General features: G+C 64.7%; 17 protein-coding genes. 5 read left to right on the top strand and 12 right to left on the bottom strand.

Going from position 1 to position 21970, the window contains the following annotated elements:
* Positions 1–6: 6 nt before the first annotated feature.
* The 3 genes from CBW50_RS22580 to CBW50_RS22570 are packed head-to-tail and all read left to right on the top strand — an operon-like array spanning position 7 to position 3010.
* Entirely contained in the window at positions 7–603 is a 597-nt protein-coding gene (locus tag CBW50_RS22580) for a hypothetical protein (protein ID WP_086147623.1), read from the top strand.
* A complete protein-coding gene (locus CBW50_RS22575) occupies positions 600–1979 on the top strand; it encodes an AMP-binding protein (protein ID WP_086147622.1) in 1380 nt (459 codons plus the stop codon). Before CBW50_RS22580 ends, CBW50_RS22575 begins: the two co-directional genes overlap by 4 nt.
* On the top strand, positions 1976–3010 hold the full coding sequence (locus CBW50_RS22570) for an AAA family ATPase (RefSeq protein WP_086147621.1): 1035 nt from the start codon (positions 1976–1978) through the stop codon (positions 3008–3010). The genes CBW50_RS22575 and CBW50_RS22570 overlap by 4 nt, the downstream gene beginning before the upstream one ends.
* 37 nt (positions 3011–3047) lie before the next feature.
* Here the strand turns inward: CBW50_RS22570 and CBW50_RS22565 are convergent, their stop codons facing one another.
* The 12 genes from CBW50_RS22565 to CBW50_RS22510 form a co-directional block, all read right to left on the bottom strand.
* A complete protein-coding gene (locus CBW50_RS22565; protein ID WP_216356394.1) occupies positions 3048–4040 on the bottom strand; it encodes a GyrI-like domain-containing protein in 993 nt (330 codons plus the stop codon).
* 43 nt (positions 4041–4083) lie between these two features.
* Positions 4084–5370 carry an O-acetylhomoserine aminocarboxypropyltransferase/cysteine synthase family protein gene (locus CBW50_RS22560; protein WP_086147619.1) on the bottom strand — a complete coding sequence of 429 codons (1287 nt, stop codon included), beginning with the start codon at positions 5368–5370 and terminating at the stop codon, positions 4084–4086.
* A 103-nt stretch (positions 5371–5473) separates the two neighbouring features.
* A complete protein-coding gene (locus CBW50_RS22555) occupies positions 5474–6385 on the bottom strand; it encodes a carbohydrate kinase family protein (protein ID WP_086147618.1) in 912 nt (303 codons plus the stop codon).
* Positions 6382–8073, bottom strand: a complete 1692-nt coding sequence (locus CBW50_RS22550; protein WP_253251976.1) for an alpha-amylase family glycosyl hydrolase — start codon at positions 8071–8073, stop codon at positions 6382–6384. The genes CBW50_RS22555 and CBW50_RS22550 overlap by 4 nt, the downstream gene beginning before the upstream one ends.
* Complete coding sequence (gene malG, locus CBW50_RS22545) at positions 8031–8921, bottom strand: maltose ABC transporter permease MalG (RefSeq protein WP_076570033.1); 891 nt, start codon at positions 8919–8921, stop codon at positions 8031–8033. The genes CBW50_RS22550 and malG overlap by 43 nt, the downstream gene beginning before the upstream one ends.
* A 10-nt stretch (positions 8922–8931) precedes the next feature.
* Positions 8932–10443: a maltose ABC transporter permease MalF gene (gene malF / locus CBW50_RS22540; protein WP_086147616.1), complete on the bottom strand. Its 1512-nt coding sequence runs from the start codon at positions 10441–10443 to the stop codon at positions 8932–8934.
* Between the two features lie 92 nt (positions 10444–10535).
* Complete coding sequence (malE, locus tag CBW50_RS22535; protein ID WP_172404860.1) at positions 10536–11756, bottom strand: maltose/maltodextrin ABC transporter substrate-binding protein MalE; 1221 nt, start codon at positions 11754–11756, stop codon at positions 10536–10538.
* A gap of 105 nt (positions 11757–11861) precedes the next feature.
* Positions 11862–12947, bottom strand: coding sequence for an ABC transporter ATP-binding protein (locus CBW50_RS22530; RefSeq protein WP_086147615.1), 1086 nt, complete (start codon positions 12945–12947; stop codon positions 11862–11864).
* An 84-nt stretch (positions 12948–13031) separates the two neighbouring features.
* Positions 13032–14669, bottom strand: coding sequence for an alpha-glucosidase (locus CBW50_RS22525; protein ID WP_086147614.1), 1638 nt, complete (start codon positions 14667–14669; stop codon positions 13032–13034).
* Positions 14670–15004: 335 nt separating this feature from the next.
* Positions 15005–16015, bottom strand: a complete 1011-nt coding sequence (locus tag CBW50_RS22520; RefSeq protein WP_086147613.1) for a substrate-binding domain-containing protein — start codon at positions 16013–16015, stop codon at positions 15005–15007.
* A gap of 448 nt (positions 16016–16463) precedes the next feature.
* Entirely contained in the window at positions 16464–17684 is a 1221-nt protein-coding gene (locus CBW50_RS22515) for a carbohydrate porin (protein ID WP_086147612.1), read from the bottom strand.
* A 233-nt stretch (positions 17685–17917) separates the two neighbouring features.
* Positions 17918–19477 carry an MFS transporter gene (locus CBW50_RS22510; protein ID WP_086147611.1) on the bottom strand — a complete coding sequence of 520 codons (1560 nt, stop codon included), beginning with the start codon at positions 19475–19477 and terminating at the stop codon, positions 17918–17920.
* 106 nt (positions 19478–19583) lie between these two features.
* On the opposite strand from CBW50_RS22510, the gene CBW50_RS22505 reads away from it, so the two are divergent.
* Both CBW50_RS22505 and CBW50_RS22500 read left to right on the top strand, forming a co-directional pair.
* Entirely contained in the window at positions 19584–20498 is a 915-nt protein-coding gene (locus tag CBW50_RS22505) for a LysR family transcriptional regulator (protein WP_086147610.1), read from the top strand.
* Positions 20499–20810: 312 nt separating this feature from the next.
* A complete protein-coding gene (locus tag CBW50_RS22500; protein ID WP_086147609.1) occupies positions 20811–21926 on the top strand; it encodes a patatin-like phospholipase family protein in 1116 nt (371 codons plus the stop codon).
* Positions 21927–21970: the final 44 nt, after the last annotated feature.

The raw sequence follows: 21970 nt of genomic DNA, 5'->3' as shown, positions 1-21970 counted from the left end.
AGTAAAATGATGAACACTTCTGGTCCATTGCTCGAAACCTTGACCCACCGCCTGGCCGACACGCCCGTCGAATTCCTCGCCGAGCCCCGCATCGCCGGCGTCGCCAATGCGCAGGCCGTGGCGGTTGCCGCGCTGGTCAACGACATTGTGCTGCTGCATGGCGCGCGCGCGCCGGCCGCGTCGCTGCAGGGCTTTCTCGGCGCGCAGGTCAAGGCCGACCGCAACCGGCTGGCGCTGGCCATGATCCTGTGCTGGCTGCTGGCCGACGACTGGTTCATCAGCCAGCAGCTGCCGCAGCAGGACTTGCTGCAAGTGCTGGGCGAGGCGGCGCGCGAACTGGCCGCCAGTACGCCGGCGCACCAGTTCACGCAAGACCCGGAGCGGCGCGAGGAACTGGCGCGCATCGTGCTGGCGCGCCTGGGCTTTCGTCCGCGCGACGAAAGCGTGGCGCAGGCCACGGACAGATTGTCCGCCATCAGCGGCACGGAGCGCCGGCGCCTGCTCGAAGCGAGCCGCCTGGCCGAGCAGCGCGCGCGGGAAATCCGCGAGGCGCTGGCGAAGAAGGCGGCCGAGGAATCGGCCGACAAGTGGTCGCGCGAATGACGCTCGCTGGCAAACCTGACGCCAACCTGCCGGGCGGCGCCTGGGAATCGGACCGCGATTACTGTCCCACCCTGACGCCGGCGGGAGCGCGCATGCTGGAAAAGCTGCGCAGCCATCCCGCAGCCCCCCGTTACCGCAACCGCAGCGGCAACAAGCTGCAGGCCGGGGAAGTGGCGGCCTTGCACGCGTATGAGCGCGAGGTCATGGACGCGGCCATACGCTGGAGCGCCGCTGCGCCGCCATCCTGGCTGCCGGCTTTTCTCAGGGACGTTTACGCTGGCGTGCCGTATTACCGCGCCTGCGGTTCGCCCCCCGCGCATCTTGCCGATGTGGCGCCCGTCAGCCGCGCCGAGCTGGCGCACGATATCGCCGCCTTCGTGCCCGACGATGCGGACCTGGCGCGCATGATCAATTTCCAGACCACGGGCACCACGGGCCACCCGCTGATGATCGCCTCGCACCCGCTGGTGGCGGGGCGCTACCTGGCCTTCCACAAGCGAGCGCTGCGCCGCTTCGGCGTCACCCTGCGCCATGGCGCGGGACAGGTGGGCGTGATGCTGCTGGGGCACCAGCGCCGCTGCTTCACCTATGTCTCCGTCACGCCGACCATGCACGAATCGGGGCTGGCGAAGATCAACCTGCATACGGACGACTGGCGTGACCCGGACGACCGCGCGCGCTACCTGGACGCGATGGCGCCCGAACTGGTCGCGGGCGACCCGATCTCGTTCGCGGAACTCCTGACCCTGCCCATGGCGCACCGTCCGGCCGCGCTGCTGTCCGTCTCCATGATGCTGTTGCCCGGCATGCGCGCGCGCCTGGAACAGCGTTTCGGCTGCCCCGTGCTCGACATTTATTCGCTCAATGAAGTGGGGCCGGTGGCCGTCTACGACGAGCGGGCGGGCGGCCACGTGCTGCTGCAGCACCGGCTGTACGTGGAAATCCTCGACGCGGACGGCCGGCCCGTGCCAGAGGGCGCGCGCGGCGAAATTACCGTGACGGGCGGTTTTAACTTTTGCCTGCCCCTCGTGCGTTACCGCACGGGCGACTACGCCTCGCTCGCGCATGGCCCCGACGGCCCCGTGCTGGTGGGCCTGGCAGGCCGCAGTCCCCTGCGCTACAGGACGCTCAAGGGCGAGTGGATCAACAATATCGACATCACGCACGCCCTGAAACCGCTGGCCATCGCCCTGTTCGGCGTGCACCAGCATGGCGACGGCGCCGTCGTGCTGCGCCTGGTGCCGAACGCCATGCCGCTGGCCGGCCGGGCGCGGGCCTTGCTGGCGCCCTTTTTCGGCGCCATCTCGGTCGAGACCCTGCTGGCGGAAGACAAGATCATTCAATACACCTCGGATTTACAGGAAGCAGTGGCATGAATCTTTATAAACGCGGCCTCGTGGTGGGCAAATTCTGTCCGCTGCACCTGGGCCATGAACTATTGATACAGCGCGCCACGGACGCCTGCGAAGAACTGCTGCTGGTCAGCTACACCAAGCCCGAATTTCCCGGCCTGGAACCGGCGCGCCGGGAACGGTGGCTGCGCGCGCGCTTCCCGCAGGCGCACATCGTGGCGCTCGACGATGCGCGCCTGGCCGCCCTGTGCGCGGCGCGCGGCGTGCCGGCGCGCGCGCTGCCGCACAACGACGCCGATGGCGACGACCATCGCCACTTCATGGGCTGGCTGTGCTGGACGGTGCTGGGCTTGCCCGTCGATGCCGTCTTCACCAGCGAAGACTATGGCCCCGGCTTTGCGCAGGTGCTGGAGCGGCATTACGCAAGCGGGCCGGTGGCGCACGTGAGCGTGGACCAGGCGCGAACCCTGGTGCCCGTGTCCGGCACCCTCGTGCGGCAAGACCCGCAGGCGCACGGAGCTTTCCTGTCGCCCGTCGTGCGCGCCGATTTTGTGACGCGCGTGTGCGTGCTGGGCGGCGAATCGAGCGGCAAGAGCACCCTGGCGCAAGCGCTGGCGGCGCATTTCGATACTTGCTGGGTGGCCGAATATGGCCGCGAGCTGTGGGAAAGTCAGGATGGCGTACTGCACTATGACGATCTGCTCAGGATAGGCCGCGAACAGCTCAAACGCGAGGCGCAGGCGGCCATGACAGCGCGGCGCTGGCTGTTTTGCGACACCTCGCCGCTGACCACGTACTTTTACTGCGTCGAGATGTTCGGCAAGGCCGAGCCGGAACTGGCCCGGCTGGCCGAACACCATTACGATCTGGTCGTGCTGTGCGCGCCCGATTTCCCCTTCATCCAGGACGGTACGCGCCGCGACGAGGATTTCCGCGCGCGCCAGCACGCCTGGTACCAGGCGGAGCTGGCGCGGCGGGGGATCGCCTTTGCTATCCTCGGCGGCAGCGTGCGGCAAAGGATCGCGGCGGTGGCCGGGCTGCTGCAGCGGCACTGAGCCGAGCCGCTGCAGCGGGCCGGGATACCGTCTGCTGCTACAGCGGCCGCACGGGGATGCAGATTTCGCAGGAAAATTCGCCGGTGGCCGGGTCCATCGCCGTGGCGGCGGAAAAGCGCTCGAAGCAGGGGCGTTCGTCCCATTGCAGGCCGCTGGACGGCAGCCATTCGCGCGTCATGCGCGTCCACGCGTCGGAGATGGCACTGGCCGGCCCCTTGAATTGCGCCACCGCATAGCGCCCGCCCGGCAGGGTGGTGAGGCTGGCCCGTCCCGCTGACTGGAACGAGTCCGGCACGGCAACGCAGGCGTCGTAGCGGCATTTGTCCGGCGGCGTGATACTGGGATCGTCGTGGCCGATGCCGTAGCAGGTGGCGTCGCCCAGGCCGTGCGACTGCATCCATGGCGCGACGGTGTCGCGCCAGAAGGCGCTGATGGCGGGGCCGTAAGGGCCGATGTGGCGCTGGCAAGCGACGGTGGCGGGCGGCAGGTCGAGGATGGTGACTTGCATGGGACTCTCTCTATCAAGTGGATGGGAGTGCCCATGGTGCGGGAAGTTCGGCCCGTTTTCCTGATCGCCATTGCGCATGGCCTGATCCGGATTGCTATCTTGCCGGCGCAGGCGCATGGCCGTGAGCATGGCGGCGTTCTTTGCGGCGACGCCGGCGCGCCAGGCTGTCGGCGTGCAGCCGAATTTCAGCTTGAAGGCGCGCGCAAACGCTTCGCCGGAACCGAAGCCCGTCGCCAGCGCAATGTCGAGTATCGCTTCGCCGGGGCGGGCGGCCAGCCGCAAGGCGGCCGTTTCCAGGCGCCGGCGGCGCGCATAATCGCCCAAGGTTTCGCCCATCCAGGCGGCGAACACGCGGTGAAAGTGGAAACGTGAAAAATGCGCGACGTCGGCCAGCTGCGCCAGGTCCAGCGGCGTGTCGAGGTGGCGGTCGATGTGGTCGAGCACGGCGTTCATGCGGCGCGCATATTCGGCGCGGAACAGGCCGGATGCCGGCTGTTCAGGGGGAATAGGAGGGGAAGACATGGCACCGATTATGGCATGAAGTCCCCTCCGGGGGGCGTGTGCCTCAGGCCGCGTTCAATGCCTGTTCCAGGTCTTCGCGCAAGTCGTCGATATGCTCGATGCCCACGGACAGGCGCAGCATGTCTTCGGACACGCCCGCCTTGGCCAGTTCTTCTGGGTTGAGCTGGCGGTGCGTGGTGGAGGCCGGATGCGTGGCCAGCGACTTGGCGTCGCCGATGTTGACCAGGCGCGTAAACAGCTGCAGGGCGTCGAGCACGCGGGCGCCGGCCGCGCGCGGGTCTTCGCCTGCCGCCAGCTTCAGGCCGAAGGACAAAATGCCCGAGGCGCGGCCATGCATGTATTTTTTCACCAGCGCGTGGTCCGGGTGGTCTTCCAGGCCCGCGTAATTGACCCACGCGACTTTCGGATGGTTTTTCAGGTGTCTGGCCAGGGCCAGCGTGTTGTCGCAGATGCGGTCCATGCGCAGGGCCAGGGTTTCGATGCCCTGGATCAGCTGGAAGGCGGAGAGCGGCGAAATGGCCGCACCCATGTTGCGCAGCGGGACGACGCGCGCGCGGCCGATGAAGGCGGCGGGACCGAACGCTTCCGTGTAGACCACGCCGTGGTAGGACACGTCCGGCTCGTTCAGGCGCTTGAAGCGCTGCTTGTGCTCGGCCCAGGGGAACTTGCCGCTGTCGACGATGGCGCCGCCCACGGTGGTGCCGTGGCCGCCCAGGTATTTGGTCAGCGAATGGACGACGATGTCGGCGCCATGCTCGATGGGGCGGAACAGATAGGGGCTCGGTACCGTGTTATCGACGATCAGCGGGATGCCGTGCGCGTGCGCGATTTCGGCCAGCTTGGCCACGTCCGTCACATTGCCCAGCGGGTTGCCGATCGATTCGCAGAAGATGGCCTTGGTGCGGGAGTCGATGAGGGCGGCGAAGGTTTCGGGCTGGCGCGCATCGGCGAAGCGCACTTCGATGCCGATCTGCGGCAGGGTGTGGGCAAACAGGTTGTAGGTGCCGCCATACAGCTGGCTGGCGGAGATGAAATTGTCGCCCGCCTCCGCGATGGTCTGGATCGCGTAGGTAATCGCCGCCATGCCCGAGGCCACGGCCAGCGCGGCCACGCCGCCTTCGAGCGCCGCCACGCGCTTTTCCAGCACGTCCTGCGTGGGATTCATGATGCGCGTGTAGATATTGCCGGCCACCTTGAGGTCGAACAGGTCGGCGCCATGCTGGGCATTGTCGAATGCGTAGGCCACCGTCTGGTAGATGGGGACGGCGGCGGCCTTGGTGGTCGGGTCGGGGGTGTAGCCGGCGTGCACGGCCAGGGTTTCGATTCTCATGTGGTCTCCGGTTCGAATGGTCTGCGAGGGTGAAGCGTTTGAAATTCGCAGCCATTGTGCCATGCGCCCGTTAGCTCGATGCTACGCTTGATAGAATATTAAGTCATAAGCTAGTGCTGTCTTGATATAAGTCATGCAGCTCCGCCTGGCCGATGAACCGTTCATGCGTGCCATGCTGGGCGCAGGCAAACGCGCCGCCGATGGCGCCGCGGCGCATGGCGGTGTCCAGGCCTGCGCCACCGAGCCAGGCGTGCAAAAACGCGGCCACGAACGAGTCGCCCGCGCCGTTGCTGTCCACCACGGGCAGGTCGAGTGGCGCGCACGGGAAGTGGCGGACCTGCTCGCTGCCCCGTTCCAGCAGATAGGCGCCGTGCGCGCCGGCCATGGCGATGACAAGCTGCGCGCGGCCTTCCGAAAGAATTGCGCGCATGACGGACTCTCTGCGCTCGCCCAGCGCGGCCGTGCTGAGGAATACCAGGTCGGCGCGCAGCGCAAACACCTTGTGGTGCGGGTTGACGCCATCCCAGTCATGCAAATCGGTCGACACCGTGGTGCCGCACGCTTGCGCGTCGTCAAACAGCGCGGCCACCCAGCCCATGATGGAAAAGTGCGCGTGGCGCGCCGGCCCCAGGTAGGGAAGATAGAAAGCGGCGGGCATGCGCACGTCTTCCGGATGGCGGCCGTCGTACAGCGACAGCCGGCGCCCTTGCGGGTCGACCAGGTTGACGCTGCGCCGCGTGCCCGACGGTTCGACGAGATGCGAAAAATCGAGCTTGGTCTCTTTATAGCGCTGCAGGATGGCCGCGCCCTGCGCATCGTCGCCGATGAAGTCGATGAACTTGCAGCGCAGGCCCAGCGCGTGGCAGCCGAGCGCCACGCCATTGCCCGTGTGCGCCACGTAGTCGCGGATGGGCGGCACGTGCAGCGAATCGGCCACGGGCAGTTGCAGGCCGGGGACGCGCACGATGGTGTCGATGCCGGCGCCGCCGACCACTAAAATGTCATAGGTACTCATGGTGCCGCCTTTTCCAACAGGACGGTGCCGGCCGCGTTCACGGCGACGGCGCCATCTTTTACCAGGTATGTTTGATGCGTGTAGGCGTCGCGCAGCAGGGCGCCATCGGCAAAGACGCCGTGGACTTTCAGTTCGAGCGCCCCCTGCGCCTCGGGCACGGCGATGACGGCGTCATCCTGCGTCACGCGGGCGAATGCATACGGTTTGTCCTGGATCAACCGATGCGCGCCGCGCGCCAGGGCGGGGTGGCGCAGGCGGAACTGGCCCAGCTTGCGCGCATGCGCGAGGGTGGCCGCATCGAGCGAGTCCCAGTTCATGTCGGAGCGTGTGGCCTGCTGTTCGTCGCCGACGGGCGCCGCGCCAGGCTGGCGCGCGCTTTCGTCGCCATAGAACAGCTGCACGCCGCCCGGCGCCAGCAGCAGGGCGCTCAAGCCATGTTTCAGCCGCTCGCGCGGGAACAGGCTGGTGTCGTGCGAGGAGATATACGACAGGATGTCGTAGCGGGGCTCATTGCCAATGCGTTTACCGAGCAAGCCCGCGTACTGGCGGTAGACGCCATCGATGCTTTTCCAGTCGCCGCCGGCGCGGCCTTGAAAATCGAAATTGATCATCGAGTCGAAGCCGGCGTCATGCCAGCCGCTGCGCTCGGGGCCATGGCCCCACGCTTCGCCCGTCATCCAGAAGGGTGCGTCATCGATCTTTTGTTCGGGATGGCGCGTTTTCCAGTCTTGTAATGCCTCTGTGGCGGCCGCGCGCAGGGCCAGCCAGCTGCTCGGTTCCACGTGCTTGACGGTGTCGGCCCTGAAACCGTCGACGCCGAATTCGCGCACCCAGTCGGCCAGCCAACTTACCAGGTAGCCGCGCACGGTGGTGCCGGGCAGGGTGACGGCGCGCGTGTCCGCCTTGCGCTGCAAAATCGGCGGCAAACCCACGGCCTTGGCGCTCTCCGTGCGGAAGTCGGGCAGATACGCCAGCTGCATCGTGTAGTCGTCCTTGCCGCCGTCGGGGTAGCCGGGCAAGCCGGCGCGCACCCAGTCCGGGCCCCACCATTGTGCGAAATCAAAGTTGTTGTAGTCGATGAAGCTGTGATAGTCGCGCAGCGTGGCTTTTTCATGGCCGGGCCACAGCACGGGCACCTTGTATTCGGCCAGGGTGCGCAAGTCCGCGTAGCCGGGGTGGTTCAGCACCACGTCGAACAGCACGCGGATGCCTTGCGCGTGGGCGGTGTTGATCATCTCGCGCAGTTCCTCGCGCGTGCCCATGTTGGCGTCCATGGTCGTGTAGTCGAGCGCCCAGTAGCCGTGGTAGGCGTAATGCCGGAATTGCTGCTTGCCGCCCACCACCCAGCCGTGGATCTGCTCGTACGGCGCCGTGATCCACAGGGCGTTGACGCCCAGGTCCTTGAAATAGCCGGCTTTGAGCTGCTGCGTGATGCCGGCGAGGTCGCCGCCGTGAAAGCTGCCGACGTCGCCGCCTTGCGGGTCGGCGGCGCGGCCATAGGAATTGTCGTTGCCGGGATTGCCGTTGGCGAAGCGGTCCGTCACGGCAAAGTAGACGATGGGGTTGTCGGCAAAGCTGAGGCTGCCTGCCTGCGCCGAAGCGCTGAGCAAGAGGGCGGCCAGCGCAGTCAGGGCGCGGCGCATGGTCAGCCCTTCACGCCGCCAGCCGTCAGGCCGGAGATCATCCACTTCTGCGCCAGCAGGAACACGGCCGTGATGGGCAGGCCGGACAAAATGGCCGCCGCGGCGAAGTCGCCCCACAGGTATTTTTGCTCGTACAGGAATAGTTTCGAGCCGACGGCCAGGGTCAGGTTGTTCTGCTCATGCAGCAGCACGGAAGCGATCGGGTATTCGATGATGGCGCCGATGAACGACAGCAGGAACACCACCATCAAAATGGGTACCGTCATCGGCAGCAGCACGTAGACAAACGCCTGCCACTGCGTGGCGCCGTCGACCTTGGCCGCTTCCTCGATCTCGATGGGGATGGTTTGATAGTAGCCCTTGATGGTCCAGATGTGCATGGCGATGCCGCCCGTGTAGGCCAGTACCAGGCTGCCGTGGTGGTCGATGCCCAGCCATGGCACGTAGCTGCCCAGCAGGTCGAAGATGGCGTAGATGGCCACCAGGGCCAGCACGGCGGGGAACATCTGCAGCAGCATCAGGGCGGACAGCGTCTGCGACTTGAAGCGGAACTGCATGCGCGCGAACGCATACGCGCAGGTGGTCGACAGCAGCACGGTGACGGTGGCGCTCATGGTGGCCACCTTGATGGAATTCCACAGCCACAGCAGCACGGGAAAGTCCGGCTCGACGAGGGCGCCGTTGGCGGCCTGGTAGGACATGCCCAGGGCCAGGCGCCAGTGCTCGAAGCTGATTTCGGGCGGTATCAAGCTGCCCGAGGCAAAGTTGCCTGGGCGTAATGAAATCGACAGGATCATCAGGAAGGGAAACATCACCAGCGCGATCAGCGCGATCACGGCGACGTGGGCCGCCAGGATGCGCCAGCGGTTGGAACGGTCGACAACGATAGCCATGGTCTGTCCTTTATGCTTTGTTCATGCGCGTCAGGCGCATGTTGACCAGCGAAATCGCGGCCACGAGGAAGAAGATCAGGGTCGAGATGGCGGCGGCCAGGCCGAAGTTCTGGCCGGAATCCTCGAATGCGATGCGGTAGGTGTAGGACACGAGCAAGTCCGTGGTGCCGGCCGGTAAGGTTGTGTCGAGGAAATCGGGACGCCCGCCCGTCAGCAAGCTGATCAGTACGAAATTATTAAAATTGAAACCCAGGCTGGCCACCATCAGCGGTGTCAGCGGCTTGATGATCAACGGTAACGTTATCTTGAAGAAATTCGTCAGCGGGCCCGCGCCGGCCAGGGCCGACGCTTCGTACAGGTCCGACGGAATCGCCTTGATCAGGCCCATGCACACGACCATCATGTAGGGGTAGCCGAGCCAGGTGTTGACGATCAGGATCATGGCCTTGGCCAGGGTGGTGTCCGAGAACCAGGCGGGCTTGATGCCGAACAGGGCGTCGAGCACGAGGTTGATTTCGCCGAAGTTGTTGTTGAACAGCCCCTTGAAGACCAGGATGGAAATGAAGCCCGGTACGGCATACGGCAGGAACAGCAGGGTGCGGTACAGGCCGCGGAAGCGCAGCGCATCCCAGTTCAGCAGTACGGCCAGCATCATGCCCAGGCCAGTCGTGGTGGCCACGCTGATCAGGGCGAAAACGATGGTCCACACAAAAATACGCAGGAAGGGGCCGCGGAATGCTTCGTCGGAGAAAATCTTGACGAAGTTGGCGAAGCCGACGTTGACCTTGAAGCCCGGTTCCAGTTTCGTGCCATCCGGCATTTCATAAAAGCCCGTCTTGAAGTTCGGTGTCACGAGTTCGCCCGTGGCGACTTTTTTGAGGGTGTGGTCAGGGAGTTGCTTGTAGACATGCGCGACGGGGCCGAATTCGCGCAAGCCCACCATGCGCAGCTCTATCCTGTTCGGCAGGACCAGGGTGAGCAGCTTCAAGTCCTTTTGCAGGGCGATGATGTCCTTGATGGGCAGGGCGGGGGCCAGCACGGGCGCCTGCACGGGGTCCGGCGGCGCCACCTCCACGTTCAGCGGCACGGCGCGCTTCAGGGCCAGCGGTGCCGTCAGCAGGATTTCGCCCGTGTCCGGGCTTTCCAGGCGCAAGCGGTATTCCTTGTTGTCCGGGTGCACGGTCATCGCATAGCCGGCGCTTTCCACGCGCTGCGTCTCGTCGAGCAGGTACTGCGTGGCGCGCTCGTAGGTGAGCAGGTTGCGCGAACTGAAATTGGTAAAACCGATCGACACCGTGTACACGAGCGGCAACAGCACGAAGACGATGACGGCCGTAATGCCGGGAAACAGGTAGCGGTAGGCATAGGCGCGCGGCGACGTGAAGACAAACGTCGTCAGGGTCAGCAAGCCGAGGAAGACGGCGGCCAGCATGGTCTGGCCGGAAATGTACAACATGAAGAGCAGATACAGACCCAGCGCCATGCTGATGGTCAATACCGTAGGGCCGATAAACTTGCGCACGATGGATACCTGTGAAGATGGTGAAAGACCCGGGGGGCATGCGCGCCGGTGGCGCGCATGCCGGCCCCGGAGGGGCTAGCCCCTTGAGTGACTTAGTTTGCCGTCGTGATCCGCTTCGCCGCCGCATCCAGACCTTCCTTGGTGCTCTGGCGGCCTTGCGTGATGTTTTCCAGCGCCGATTGCATCGACGACCAGAAACGGCCCATTTCCGGGTTGTTCGGCATCGGGCGGCCCGCTTGCGCGCTTTCCATCGTCGCCTGGATGTTCGGATTCGATTTCAGCTCGGCAAACAGCACCTTGTTCGCTGGCGTGCCCAGTGGAACGTCGGCATTGATGGTTTTCAAGCCATTGATCTGCAGCATCTGGTTTTCCAGGAATTCCGTTGCCAGGTCCTTGTTCGGGCTGGCTTTTGAAATCATCGCGCCCAGCACGCCGACGAACGGGGTGGCCGTCTTGCCGGCCACGGTAGGGATGGTCGCCACGCCGAAATTGATCTTCGACTTGCGCGCGTTATCCCACGACCAAGGGCCGTTGATCATCATGGCGATCTTGCCCTGGTTGAAGCCGGCTTCCATTTCCGCGTAGCCGGCGCCCTTGGCCATGGCGCCACTGTTGATCAAGGTCATGACGGCGTTCACGCCGGCCACGGCACCGGCATTGTTCACGCCGGTTTTCGTCGCGTCGTAGCGGCCGTCGGACTTGACTTCAAACGGGAAGCCGCCGCCGGCGCCCAGCAGGGGCCACGTGAAATAGGTGTTCGTGTAGTCCCACAGGATGGCTTTCTTGCCTTGCGCCGACAGTTTCTTGTCCAGCGCGGCGATTTCCTCGAAGGTCTTCGGCGGATTCGGCACCAGGTCCTTGTTGTAGACGAGGGCGACGGCTTCGATGGACATCGGGTAGCCCCAGGTCTTGCCGCCCACGGTGAAGGCGTTCCACGCCAGCGGCAGGATGGCGGCGCGCGCTTCCTTGCTTGGCGTCAATGGTTGCAGCAGGCCGGCATCGATCCAGCCGCCGATGCGGTCGTGCGGCCAGATCCAGATGTCCGGGCCCTTGCCGGCGGCGGCGGCCTGCTGGAATTTGTTGGGTGCATCTTCCGGATGCTCGACGACGACCTTGACGCCCGTCTTTTTGGTAAATTCCTCGCCGACCTTGGCCAGGCCCTTGTAGCCTTTGTCGCCATTGATCCAGATCAACAAGGTGCCCGCTTCGGCCGCATTGGCCAGGCTGACGGCGGCCAGGTTGCCGATGCCGGCCAGGGCGGCGGCGATCAAGGTGGTTTTGATGAAGCTGCGTTTCGGGTGCGTGAAGGACATGTCAATCTCCAGTTGTCTTTTTTTATGTTGATTAAGTTTCAAGGCTGAACCGATGCAACCAGGCCAGGCGGCGCCTGTAGCGCCTGGCCCGCAAAAGGGAAGGCTTCAGGTACGGGTCTGGCCATGCTCGTCGAACACGTGGACGCGGGAGGGCGCCACTTGTAGCGCCACGGACTGGGCAATCGCCCAGTCCGTATCGGCATCGGCGCGCACCACCAGCGGCTCCTCGCCGCCGGGCACCTGTACATACAGGTAACTGATGTCGCCCAGTTTTTCCACGGCCTGCACGGTGGCCGTGATGGCGGAGGCGGCGCCGGGCGCGCACGCCTGCACGTGCTCGGGGCGCGCGCCGATGGTGACGGGGGTGCCGCTGGCCAGCGGCTGCGTCAACGCCGCCTGCAGCATGCCGCCGGCCGTCGTGGCGATCGCGGCCACGCCGTCCGCATAGCTGTGGATCTTGCCCGTGAGGAAATTCATGCGGGGCGAGCCGAGGAAGCCGGCGACGAACAGGTTGGCGGGATGGTGGTACAGCTCCAGTGGCGCGCCCACCTGTTCGATGCGGCCCGCGTTGAGCACGACGATGCGGTCGGCCAGGGTCATCGCCTCGACCTGGTCATGCGTGACGTAGATCATGGTCGAGCGCAACTCGCGGTGCAGATTCGCCAGTTCGATGCGCATCTGCACGCGCAGCGAAGCGTCCAGGTTGGACAGCGGTTCGTCGAACAGGAAAACGTCGGGCTTGCGCACGATGGCGCGGCCGATGGCCACGCGCTGGCGCTGGCCGCCCGACAAGTCTTTCGGTTTGCGTTCGAGCAAAGGTTCGATGCGCAGGATCTGGGCGGCGCGTTGCACGGCGTCGGCAATCTGTACCTTGTTCATGCCGGCCAGTTTCAGGCCGAAGGCCATGTTCTGCGCCACGCTCATGTGCGGGTACAGCGCGTAGCTCTGGAACACCATGGCGATGCCGCGCTTGGCGGGCGGCACGTCGTTCATGCGCGTCTTGCCGATGAACAAGTCGCCGCCGCTGATTTCTTCCAGGCCGCAGATGCTGCGCAGCAAGGTCGATTTGCCGCAGCCGGACGGGCCCACGAAGACCATGAATTCGCCATCGGCGATCTCCAGGTCGATGCCGTGCAGGGTTTGCACGTCGCCATATGCCTTCTTCAGCCCTGCTAATTTCAGTCCTGCCATGTCGTCCTCACTGTGTCTATCCGTCCCCGCTGATGCGCGGGGCTCGTTATTGTAATTGGCGGCATGGCCGCCCAAGCCTGCGATTTACGCCAGGATGCCGAACCAGGCGCCATGCGGGGGCAGGGTGATTCGGCTGCCTTGCTTGTCGCCAGGCAAGCCATGGCCGGCCAGGTCGGCTGCCGCCGCGGCGGCCGGCCAGTCGAACGTGACGGCTTGCGTGCCCAGGTTGAAGGCGGCCAGCACGGACGGTTCACCGGCCAGGTCGCGGCGCAGGGCCAGCACGGGTTCCGGCGCATCGAAGAAGACGATATCGCCGCGCAGCAATTGCGGCAGGGTACGGCGCCAGGCGAGGATATTTTGCGCGAACTGCAAGGGTGAAGCAGCATCGTTTTCTTCGACATCCACGGCGCGCGCCAGGTGTTCCGGCGGCACGGGCAGCCAAGGTTTGGCATTACTGAAGCCGCCATGCGGCGCATCGGCCACCCATGGCATCGGCGTGCGGCAGCCGTCGCGGCCCTTGAACTGGGGCCAGAACGGGATGCCGTACGGATCTTGCAGCGCCTCGAAAGCAATGTCCGCCTCCGTCAGCGCCAGTTCGTCGCCCTGGTACAGGCACGGCGTGCCTTTCAGCGCCGCCTGCACGGCCAGCACCACCTTGGCCAGCGAAGGCGACGGGTTCTCGCCGCCCCAGCGCGTCATGACGCGCACGCTGTCGTGGTTGCCCACGGACCAGGAAGCCCAGCCATCGGCCACTTGCGCTTCGAATTCTTCCACCTGGGTGCGGATGTGCGCGGCGGAAAACTCCGCCGTCAGCAAGTTGAAACTGTAAGCCATGTGCAGCTTGTCGGCGCCCGTGTAGGCGGCCATGGTGGCCAGCGCATTGTCGTCGCCCACTTCACCGATGGAAATGGCTTGATATTCGTCAAGGATGGCGCGCACGCGCTGCAAATAAGCGATGTTTTCCGGCTGCGTCTTGTCGTACACGTGCGCCTGCATGCCGTAGGGGTTGATGGCCGACACGCTGCTCGCGTCGCGCTGGGCGGCGGGCGGATTGTCGCGCAGCAACTGGTCGTGATACGGGAAATTGCAGGAATCGAAACGGAAACCGTCGACGCCGCGCTCGAGCCAGAAACGCAGGTTGTCCAGCTGCGCCTGCTGCACGGCCGGATTATGGAAGTTCAGGTCGGGCTGGCTGGCGAGGAAATCATGCAGGTAGTACTGGCCGCGGCGCGGCTCCCATTGCCAGGCGGAACCGCCGAACACGGACAGCCAGTTGTTCGGCGCCGTGCCGTCCGGCTTCTGGTCGGCCCACACATACCAGTCGGCCTTGGGATTGTCGCGGCTGGAGCGGCTTTCCACGAACCAAGGGTGGACGTCGGACGAGTGCGACAGCACCTGGTCGATCATCACTTTCAGGCCCAGTTCATGGGCGCGCGCCACCAGGCGGTCGAAATCGGCCAGGGTGCCGAACATGGGGTCGACGTCGCAGAAATCGGCCACGTCGTAGCCGAAGTCTTTCATTGGCGACGTGAAGAAGGGCGAGATCCACACGATGTCGGCGCCCAGGGCGGCGATGTAATCGAGCTTGGAGGTAATGCCGGGCAAGTCGCCGATGCCGTCGCCATTGCTGTCGAGGAAGCTGCGTGGATAGACCTGGTAGATGACGGCGCTGCGCCACCAGTCGGCGGGCAGGTGGGCGAGATTGTTCTGGATGGTCGGCATGAATGATTTCTTAAAAAAGTCGCCTGTAGCTTCAGCTATCAGGGCGAGCGCTGCTGGTTGGTAGGCAAACGTCTTATTTTAAAATTCAAAGCGCTTTGGGTATGAAATGAGTATAGTTCAAAGCGCTTTGAAAAGTAAAGCGATACGCGCGCCAGACATACGATTTTTTTATGAGGGTGATTCAGGAGGGAAAAACAGAGCGGAAGAGGGCGTTTTACGAAACCCCAAGCGGAGGCTGGGGGCGGACCCTGAGGGGGAATGCGTCGCAATGGGACGCATCCCGATCACACAGTGACTGCCCCCAGCTTTCTGCTGCGGGCCAATGCACTATTGAGCTACATAATGACAGGCCCCGCCGACTCGCCCGGCAGCAGTTCGCACGGCCACAGTTCCTGCAGGTCGGTGGCGGGCGTGCCGTCCATCAGGGCCAGCAGCATCTGGATCATCTTCGCGCCGGCGCCGCGCGGGTCGGGCTGGACGACGGTGGTGACGTTGTGGCCGGCCAGGGAATCTTCCATCACGCCCCAGACGATCAGCGACATCTCGCGCCCGATGGCGATGCCCGCGTCGAGCAGGGCGCGCACGGCGCCCACGCCCGACATGTGGTTGTCGACGATGACGGCCGTGGGGCGGGGCGAGCGGGCCAGCAGGCGCTGCATGGCCTGGTAGCCGGCGCGGCGGTCGTGCGCATTGTCGACCAGGTTGTCGGGATCGACGGCCAGGCCGCCCGCCTGCATGGCATGCTGGAAGCTGTCGACGCGCTGGCGCACGAAGTTCAGGTCCGGCGTGGCGCTGATCAGGCCGATGCGCTGGTGGCCCAGCTGCGCGAGGCGCTCGACGGCCAGGCGCATGCCCGCCTCGTTGTCGTAGTCGAACCACGCGTGCGGCTGGTTCAGCTGCGTGCGGCCGTGCGCGACGAAGGGCATGCCCTGCTGCGCCAGGTAGGCGATGCGTTCGTCGAACGGTTTTGTCCGTCCGACGATCAGGCCGTCGATGCGGCGGCCCTTGACCATGCGTTCATAGGTGGAAAATTCCTTGCTGGCCGAGGCGGGCGCGATGATCATGTCCATCTGCTGCGCTTCCAGCGCTTCGGACATGCCGCCCACGATCTCGATGAACATGGGGTCGGCCAGGTCGTTCGGCATCAGCGGGTAGATGATGCCGACGATGTTCGTGCGCCCCACGGCCAGGCTGCGCGCCATGGGATTGGGCCGGTAGCCGGCCGCCTGCGCGGCGGCCAGCACCCGTTCGCGCGTGCGTTCGCTCACTTCCGGATAGCCATTCAAGGCGCGGCTGACGGTGGTTTCGGATATTCCTAGCGTTTTGGCGAGATTTTTGAGGTTCATGGATGCTGCAGTCGGGGTCTATCCAGGGTGGGTCTTGCCTGCCTGCGTCCTGCCGGTGGGCGGGGCGCTGCAGTGCAATGCGATGGGGGGTAGTTTATCTGATAAATGCCATGGCAATCATGGGTAATGAGCTGCGGCGCCAGCGCCCAAAAAAAATACGCGGGCAAACCAGGGGCGCCCGCGCTAAAAGAGGATACTGCTGAATCACTACATGAAGCTGCCGGCCATCGCGTGCAGCGGCGAGATGGTGGATCCGGATAATGCATGCCCCAGTGAAAGCGGGCGGTGTTGCTGCCAGAGGCTGGCGCCTTGCGGCATCAGCCAGTGTGGGATGCCTCTCTTAATAGAGAGCGTCTGATAAAACGTTCAGGGCCAGGCGCAAGGGCGAAGACAGTACGCTAGTACGGCTAGCCCTTGCAACGCCGCCATGGACGTTTTTCAGATGCTCTTACCACCAGGATTCGACTTGGAAACCCATGGAGCTGCCGTTGGTCTTGCCGCCGAACACGCCCGTCGAGGACAGCGCCGATTCCGCCGCGGCGGCCGACTGGGCCGCCTTGTTCCATTTGGCGTAGGTGTAGAAGGCGCGCAGCACGGGGCGCGACCAGAAACTGTTGCCGGCCGACAATTGCGGCGCAAACGTCAGCTTGGTCAGGTTGCGGCTTTCGCCGCCTTCCGGCTTGACGATGTCGTGGCCCAGTTCCACGGCCAGGCTGTAGTTGTCCGTGAAGTGGTAGACGGGGCGCGCGCCGATCGAGGTCCACTTGCTGCTCACGCCCGCCGTTTGCTTGTCTTCGTAGACGAAGGTGCCCATGCCCGACCAGGCCCCCTTGGGCTGGATCATGATCTGTTCCGTCAGGCGCGTGACCTTGTCGTCCTTGTCGGCGCCTAGGCTGAAGCCGCCCGTGTTGGCGGCGCTGCCCTTGCCGAACTGCAAGGCCACCTTGTTGAAGCCGCCCAGCAGATTGCCTTGCGTATGCATGATGGTCAGCAAGTGGCCGCTGGCGATGGGGGCCGCGCCTTGCGCGTTGCGTTTCTGGTTGAATTGCAGGCCCAGGGTCAGTTCGCCGTCCGGGTTGACCTTGATGCCGGAAAAGCGCAGGTCGTGGGACAGGCCCATGCGCTTGCTGTCCTTGTCGTCAGCCGTGCGCACGATGGCGTAGGCCAGCTTGGCCGCGCCCAGGTCGATGTTTTCCAGGCCGGCGCCGGGGCCGCTGTTATTCCAGAAGTAGTAATCGGTGATGTGCACGTCCTGGCGGTCGTAGTAACGCTTGCCGACCCAGGCGCGCGCTTCGGCGAAGGCGCCCGTGCCGATCTTGTCGGCCACCACGTTCATTTCGCGCCACGACGGGTCCGATTGCTCCCAGTCCTGGTTCTGGTTGACGGAGAACGCCACCAGGGTATTGATGCGGAAAGTGGTGCCGTTGGCTGCCTTGAACGCTTCGCCGCCGAATTTCAGCTCGCCGTAGGTTTCGCACTCATTGCCCAGGCGATACTTGGACGAGGCGCCGGCCAGGCCGAAACAGGCTTCCTTGCCGCCTTCGCTGCTGGTGCCGAAGCCCGAGCGGATGTAGCCGCCGAAATCGATGGGCAGGGCGGCCTGGGCAGCCGACGCGCTCAAGGCCATGACGACTGCCGCTGGCATCGCCTTCAGGAAAAATGTGTTCATTGTGTCTCCAGTGTTTTTATAGGTGTGGGATGGTCGCATATCACTTGCGTAGCCAAAGCGCTTTAATTCTGTTTCAAAGCGCTTTGAGTATAGTTCAAAGCGCTTTGATCAGTAAACTGGTTTTATTCTTGAAAACTTTTGAGGTGTTGCGGAGAAACATCAGGAAGGGGCGGCGCGTGGGCGCCGCCGGATATTGCTGGAGGGGGAATGGCTGCTATTGCTAACTGGGCGGCTTAGTTGTGCGCCTTGCAGGCAGGCAGGGTGGCCGAGTCCGCTGCAGCTGGGGCCGGATGGCGCAAAAATGCCAGGATCAGCAGGGCCGAGGCCGTCGTGATGCTCGCCAGCACATACAGCAAGTGGCGGAATGCGATGCCGTATGCTTGCGCTAGTTCGGCGGCGCCCGCCTGCGGCAGCAGGGTCGCCGCGTGGCGCAGTTCGCCCAGCGCCAGGAAGGGGCCCGCCTGCGCCGCCTGTTGCGCGCCGATGCCGGCAGTGCCGCCCAGCGCTGCGACAGTAAACGTGCCCAGCAACGCGCTGACGATGGCCAGCGCCAGGCCTTCGCCCGCCACCCTCGTCGTGTTGAAGATGCCGGCCGCCATGCCGGCCCGCTCGACGGGCACGACGCTGATGGCCAGGCCGTCCATCAAGCCCCAGGGCAGGCTGATGCCGCAGCCGATCAGCAGCAGCGGTGCCAGCAAACTCAAGGATGGCTGGCCCGGCGCGCACGTCGACAGCCACAGCAGGCCGCCCGCCGCCAGCAGCAAGCCGCAGGCGCAGATATGCGCGGCGGCGATGCGCTGCGCCGCCATGCCGGCCAGGATCGGCAGCACCAGCATGGGCGCCGACAGGGCGATCATCATGCGCCCCGCGTCAAAGGCGCTGTAACCCTCGATGCCGATGAAGCGGGCCGGCAGCAGCACCAGCAGCACGACAAAGGAAAACGCGGGTGCGGCGGCCAGCAATTGCACGCCGGCAAAAGCGGGCAGGCGGAACAGCGATAAATCGAGCATGGGCCGCGCGGCGCGCCGCTCCGCGCCGATGAACGCGGCCAGCAGCAGGGCCGCGCCGCCGAACAGCCCCAGGCTGGCGGCGCTGCCCCAGCCTTTGTGCGGCGCCTGCAGCAAGCCATAGGTAAACAGCGACAAGGCGCCCGTAAACGTCAGCGCGCCGGGCCAGTCCACGCCTTGCGCCTGCGGGTCGCGCGTTTCGCGCATGGTGCGCGCAGCGGCCAGCAGGGCGGCCAGTGCGGCAGCGGCCGTGGCAATGAAGATGGCGCGCCAGCCCGTGCGGGCAATGAGCAGGCCTGCGAGGAAGGGGCCGAAGGCCAGGCCTACGCCGAAGGCCGTGCCGATCAGGCTGAAGGCGCGCGCGCGGGCGGGGCCGTCGAATTCCTGCGCCAGCGCCGCCAGTCCGCTCGACAGGGCCATGGCGCAGGCCAGGCCCTGCACGGCGCGCAGCAAGTCCAGCGCAAGCATGCCGGGCGCGGCCGCCAGGGCCAGCGCGGCGAGGAAGAACAAGCTCATGCCCGCCATGAACAGGCGCTTGCGGCCATAGCGGTCGGCCAGCGCGCCGGCCGCCATCAGGCAGCCGCCAAAGCTGAGCATGAAGGCATTCGTGATCCAGGCCAGCGCCAGCGGCGTGCCGCGCAGTTCGGCGGCGATGGCGGGAATGGCGATGGCCGGCCCCGTAAAACTGAGCGGCATGCACAGCGCGGCCAGGCAGACGGCGGCCAGCACCTGCATACGCCGTGCAGTCGCTTGGTCCGGGGCATGCGCGGGAAGATTCGTATCCATGGGAATGATTCCAGAAAAAGGGAATTCGATGATAATATGGATGCAATCCATGAGAAAGTGGCTGAAAATCCGCTCATAACGGACAAATTTTCCCTAGTGAGAAGATATGGATAATCTGAACGGCATCGTCGCCTTCGTGCGCGCGGCGGAAACTTGCAGCTATGTGGCGGCCGGGCGGCTGCTCGGGGTGTCGGCCTCGGCCGTGGGCAAGAGCGTGGCGCGGCTGGAAGAAAAGCTGGGCGTGCGCCTGCTCAACCGCAGCACGCGGCGCATCAGCCTGAGCAACGAGGGCGCGCTGTTCTACGAGCGCTGCCAGCGCATCCTGGCCGACCTGGACGATGCCGAGGCGGAATTGTCGCACCTGGCCGAGGCGCCGCGCGGCAAGCTGCGCGTCAGCCTGCCCGTGATCGGCTACCGCATCATCCTGCCCCTGCTGGCCGCCTTTACGCGCGAGTATCCCGAGATCGAGCTCGACCTCGATTTCAACGACCGCCTGGTCGACGTGGTGGCCGAAGGCATCGACGTGGCCGTGCGCAGCGGCACGCTCACCGATTCGCGCCTGATGGCGCGCGAGCTGGGGCCGTTTGCGTTTGCCATCGTCGGCTCTCCCGCGTATTTCGCCCGCCACGGCGTGCCGGCCACGCCGCGCGCGCTGGAAGGTCACGCCTGCGTGCGCTATAAATTCCCCACCACGGGCAAGCTGCAGGAATGGGCCCTGCGGCGCGCCGAGGGCGACAGCGGCGGCGAACTGCGCCTGCCGACGGCCTTGACCTGCAACAATATCGAAGCCTTGATCGGTGCCGCCGCGCAGGGCGTGGGCCTGGCCTATTTACCCGACTTTATCGTGCGCGACGCCATCGGACGGGGCGAATTGCAAGCCGTGCTGGACGAGTACCTGGAATACGCGAGCAAGTTCTGGGTGCTGTGGCCATCGAGCCGCCATCTGTCGCCGAAAATCCGCGTCTTTGTTGACCATCTGTGTACCCACCTGCATTTTTCCGCGCCCCCTCCGGCCCCCTGAACGGCCTGGCAGCCGCCATGGCGGCCAGTTGAGGAATATTCCTACCCCAAAGAGATTTTTCCTAACATCGCAGAATATTTATTTGCTGCGATGCACCACGCTACGCCGCGCAGCGTCAGCTTATATCCTTTCTGAATACCCATCATGCGTTAATTAAATTGCCATAAGGAATTTATTTATGTTAATTTCATATCTGTTTCCGCAATATTGCATCAATTTCATGGTTGTGAAGATAAGTGCAAGATGAAGCGCAATAAGCGTGTAGTAACCAACAATTAGGGGTAATCACCCCGTTTCGTTCAGGGAGTGCGCATGAAGACAGTAAGCACGACGCCGCCACATCCGGCGCCAGCCGCGACGCCTGCCCGCAAGACGGGCTTGCTGCTTGGTGGCGGTGCACCCAATTCCACATTGATCGCGGGCGCCCTGGCCGCGTTTCTCGACGAAGGCATCGAATTCGACGTCATTTCGGCCTCGGGCGCCGGTGTGCTGATGGGTTTGCTTTACACCACGCCGCACGAGGCCACGCCGCGCCAGGCGCTGCAAAGCTGGGCCGACACGGGTGTGGCGGACAGCATCTACAAGATGATTCCGATCAACTACAAGGTGTTCCAGAAGCCGGGCATGCAGGCGAGCACTTTCCGCGACGCCTTCCAGCCACCGGCCAACAATCCCTTTTTCCAGGCGTTCAAGCAAACGTTTGCGGGCATGCCCACGGCCTGGTCGGACTGGGGCAAGCTGATGGTGTCGTCGCTGTCGCCATCGGACCTGTCGGCGAAAAGCCTGGGCCTGTGCGCGCATTTGCCCTTCCTGGAAAAAGCCGTGGATTTTTCCGGCGTGGCCCGCATGCGCCCCGATTTCTACATCAATGCCTACAACCTCAGCGAGCACCGCATGCAAATCTGGGGCAAGCATGAAATCGAGCCCATCCACGTGCGGGCGGCCCTGTCGTTTCCCTTCCTGTACGCGCCCACGACCATCGACGGCAACGACTACATCGAAGGCGCGGCCCTCGATACGCTCAATTTCGACCCGTTTATCGAAGGCAAGGGCGAGCACCATGACGCCGATACCCTGGTCATCCTCGACATCCTCGGCGACGAGCGCTTGCTGCGCAAGCCGCGCAACCTGTATGACGCCTGGGTGCGCTCCATCATCACGCCGCTGGTGAAGATTTCCAGGAGCGAGCTGCGCCTGTTCGAACTCGAGCACAACACGGATGCGCGCACGGGCCAGCCCAAGCGGCGTTTGCTCAAGCTCGACCTGATGGACGGCATTCCCGAGCAGCACTGGCCCGATACCCTGGACTGGTCCAGTTCGAACATGCAGCTGCTGTTCGACGTGGGCCACAAGGCGGGCCTGGCGTTCTGCCGCCAGCATGGCGACTTGCTGCGCCGCACGCCAGAAACCTCCCCGCTGGCGGCCTAAGCTCGCGCCGCCCGCAACCGATCCCGGCCACCTGATCGGCAGCT

It is taken from the genome of Janthinobacterium sp. GW458P, assembly GCF_002127585.1.
Classification (GTDB): domain Bacteria; phylum Pseudomonadota; class Gammaproteobacteria; order Burkholderiales; family Burkholderiaceae_D; genus Janthinobacterium.
This window is presented reverse-complemented; position numbering and strand designations above follow the sequence as displayed.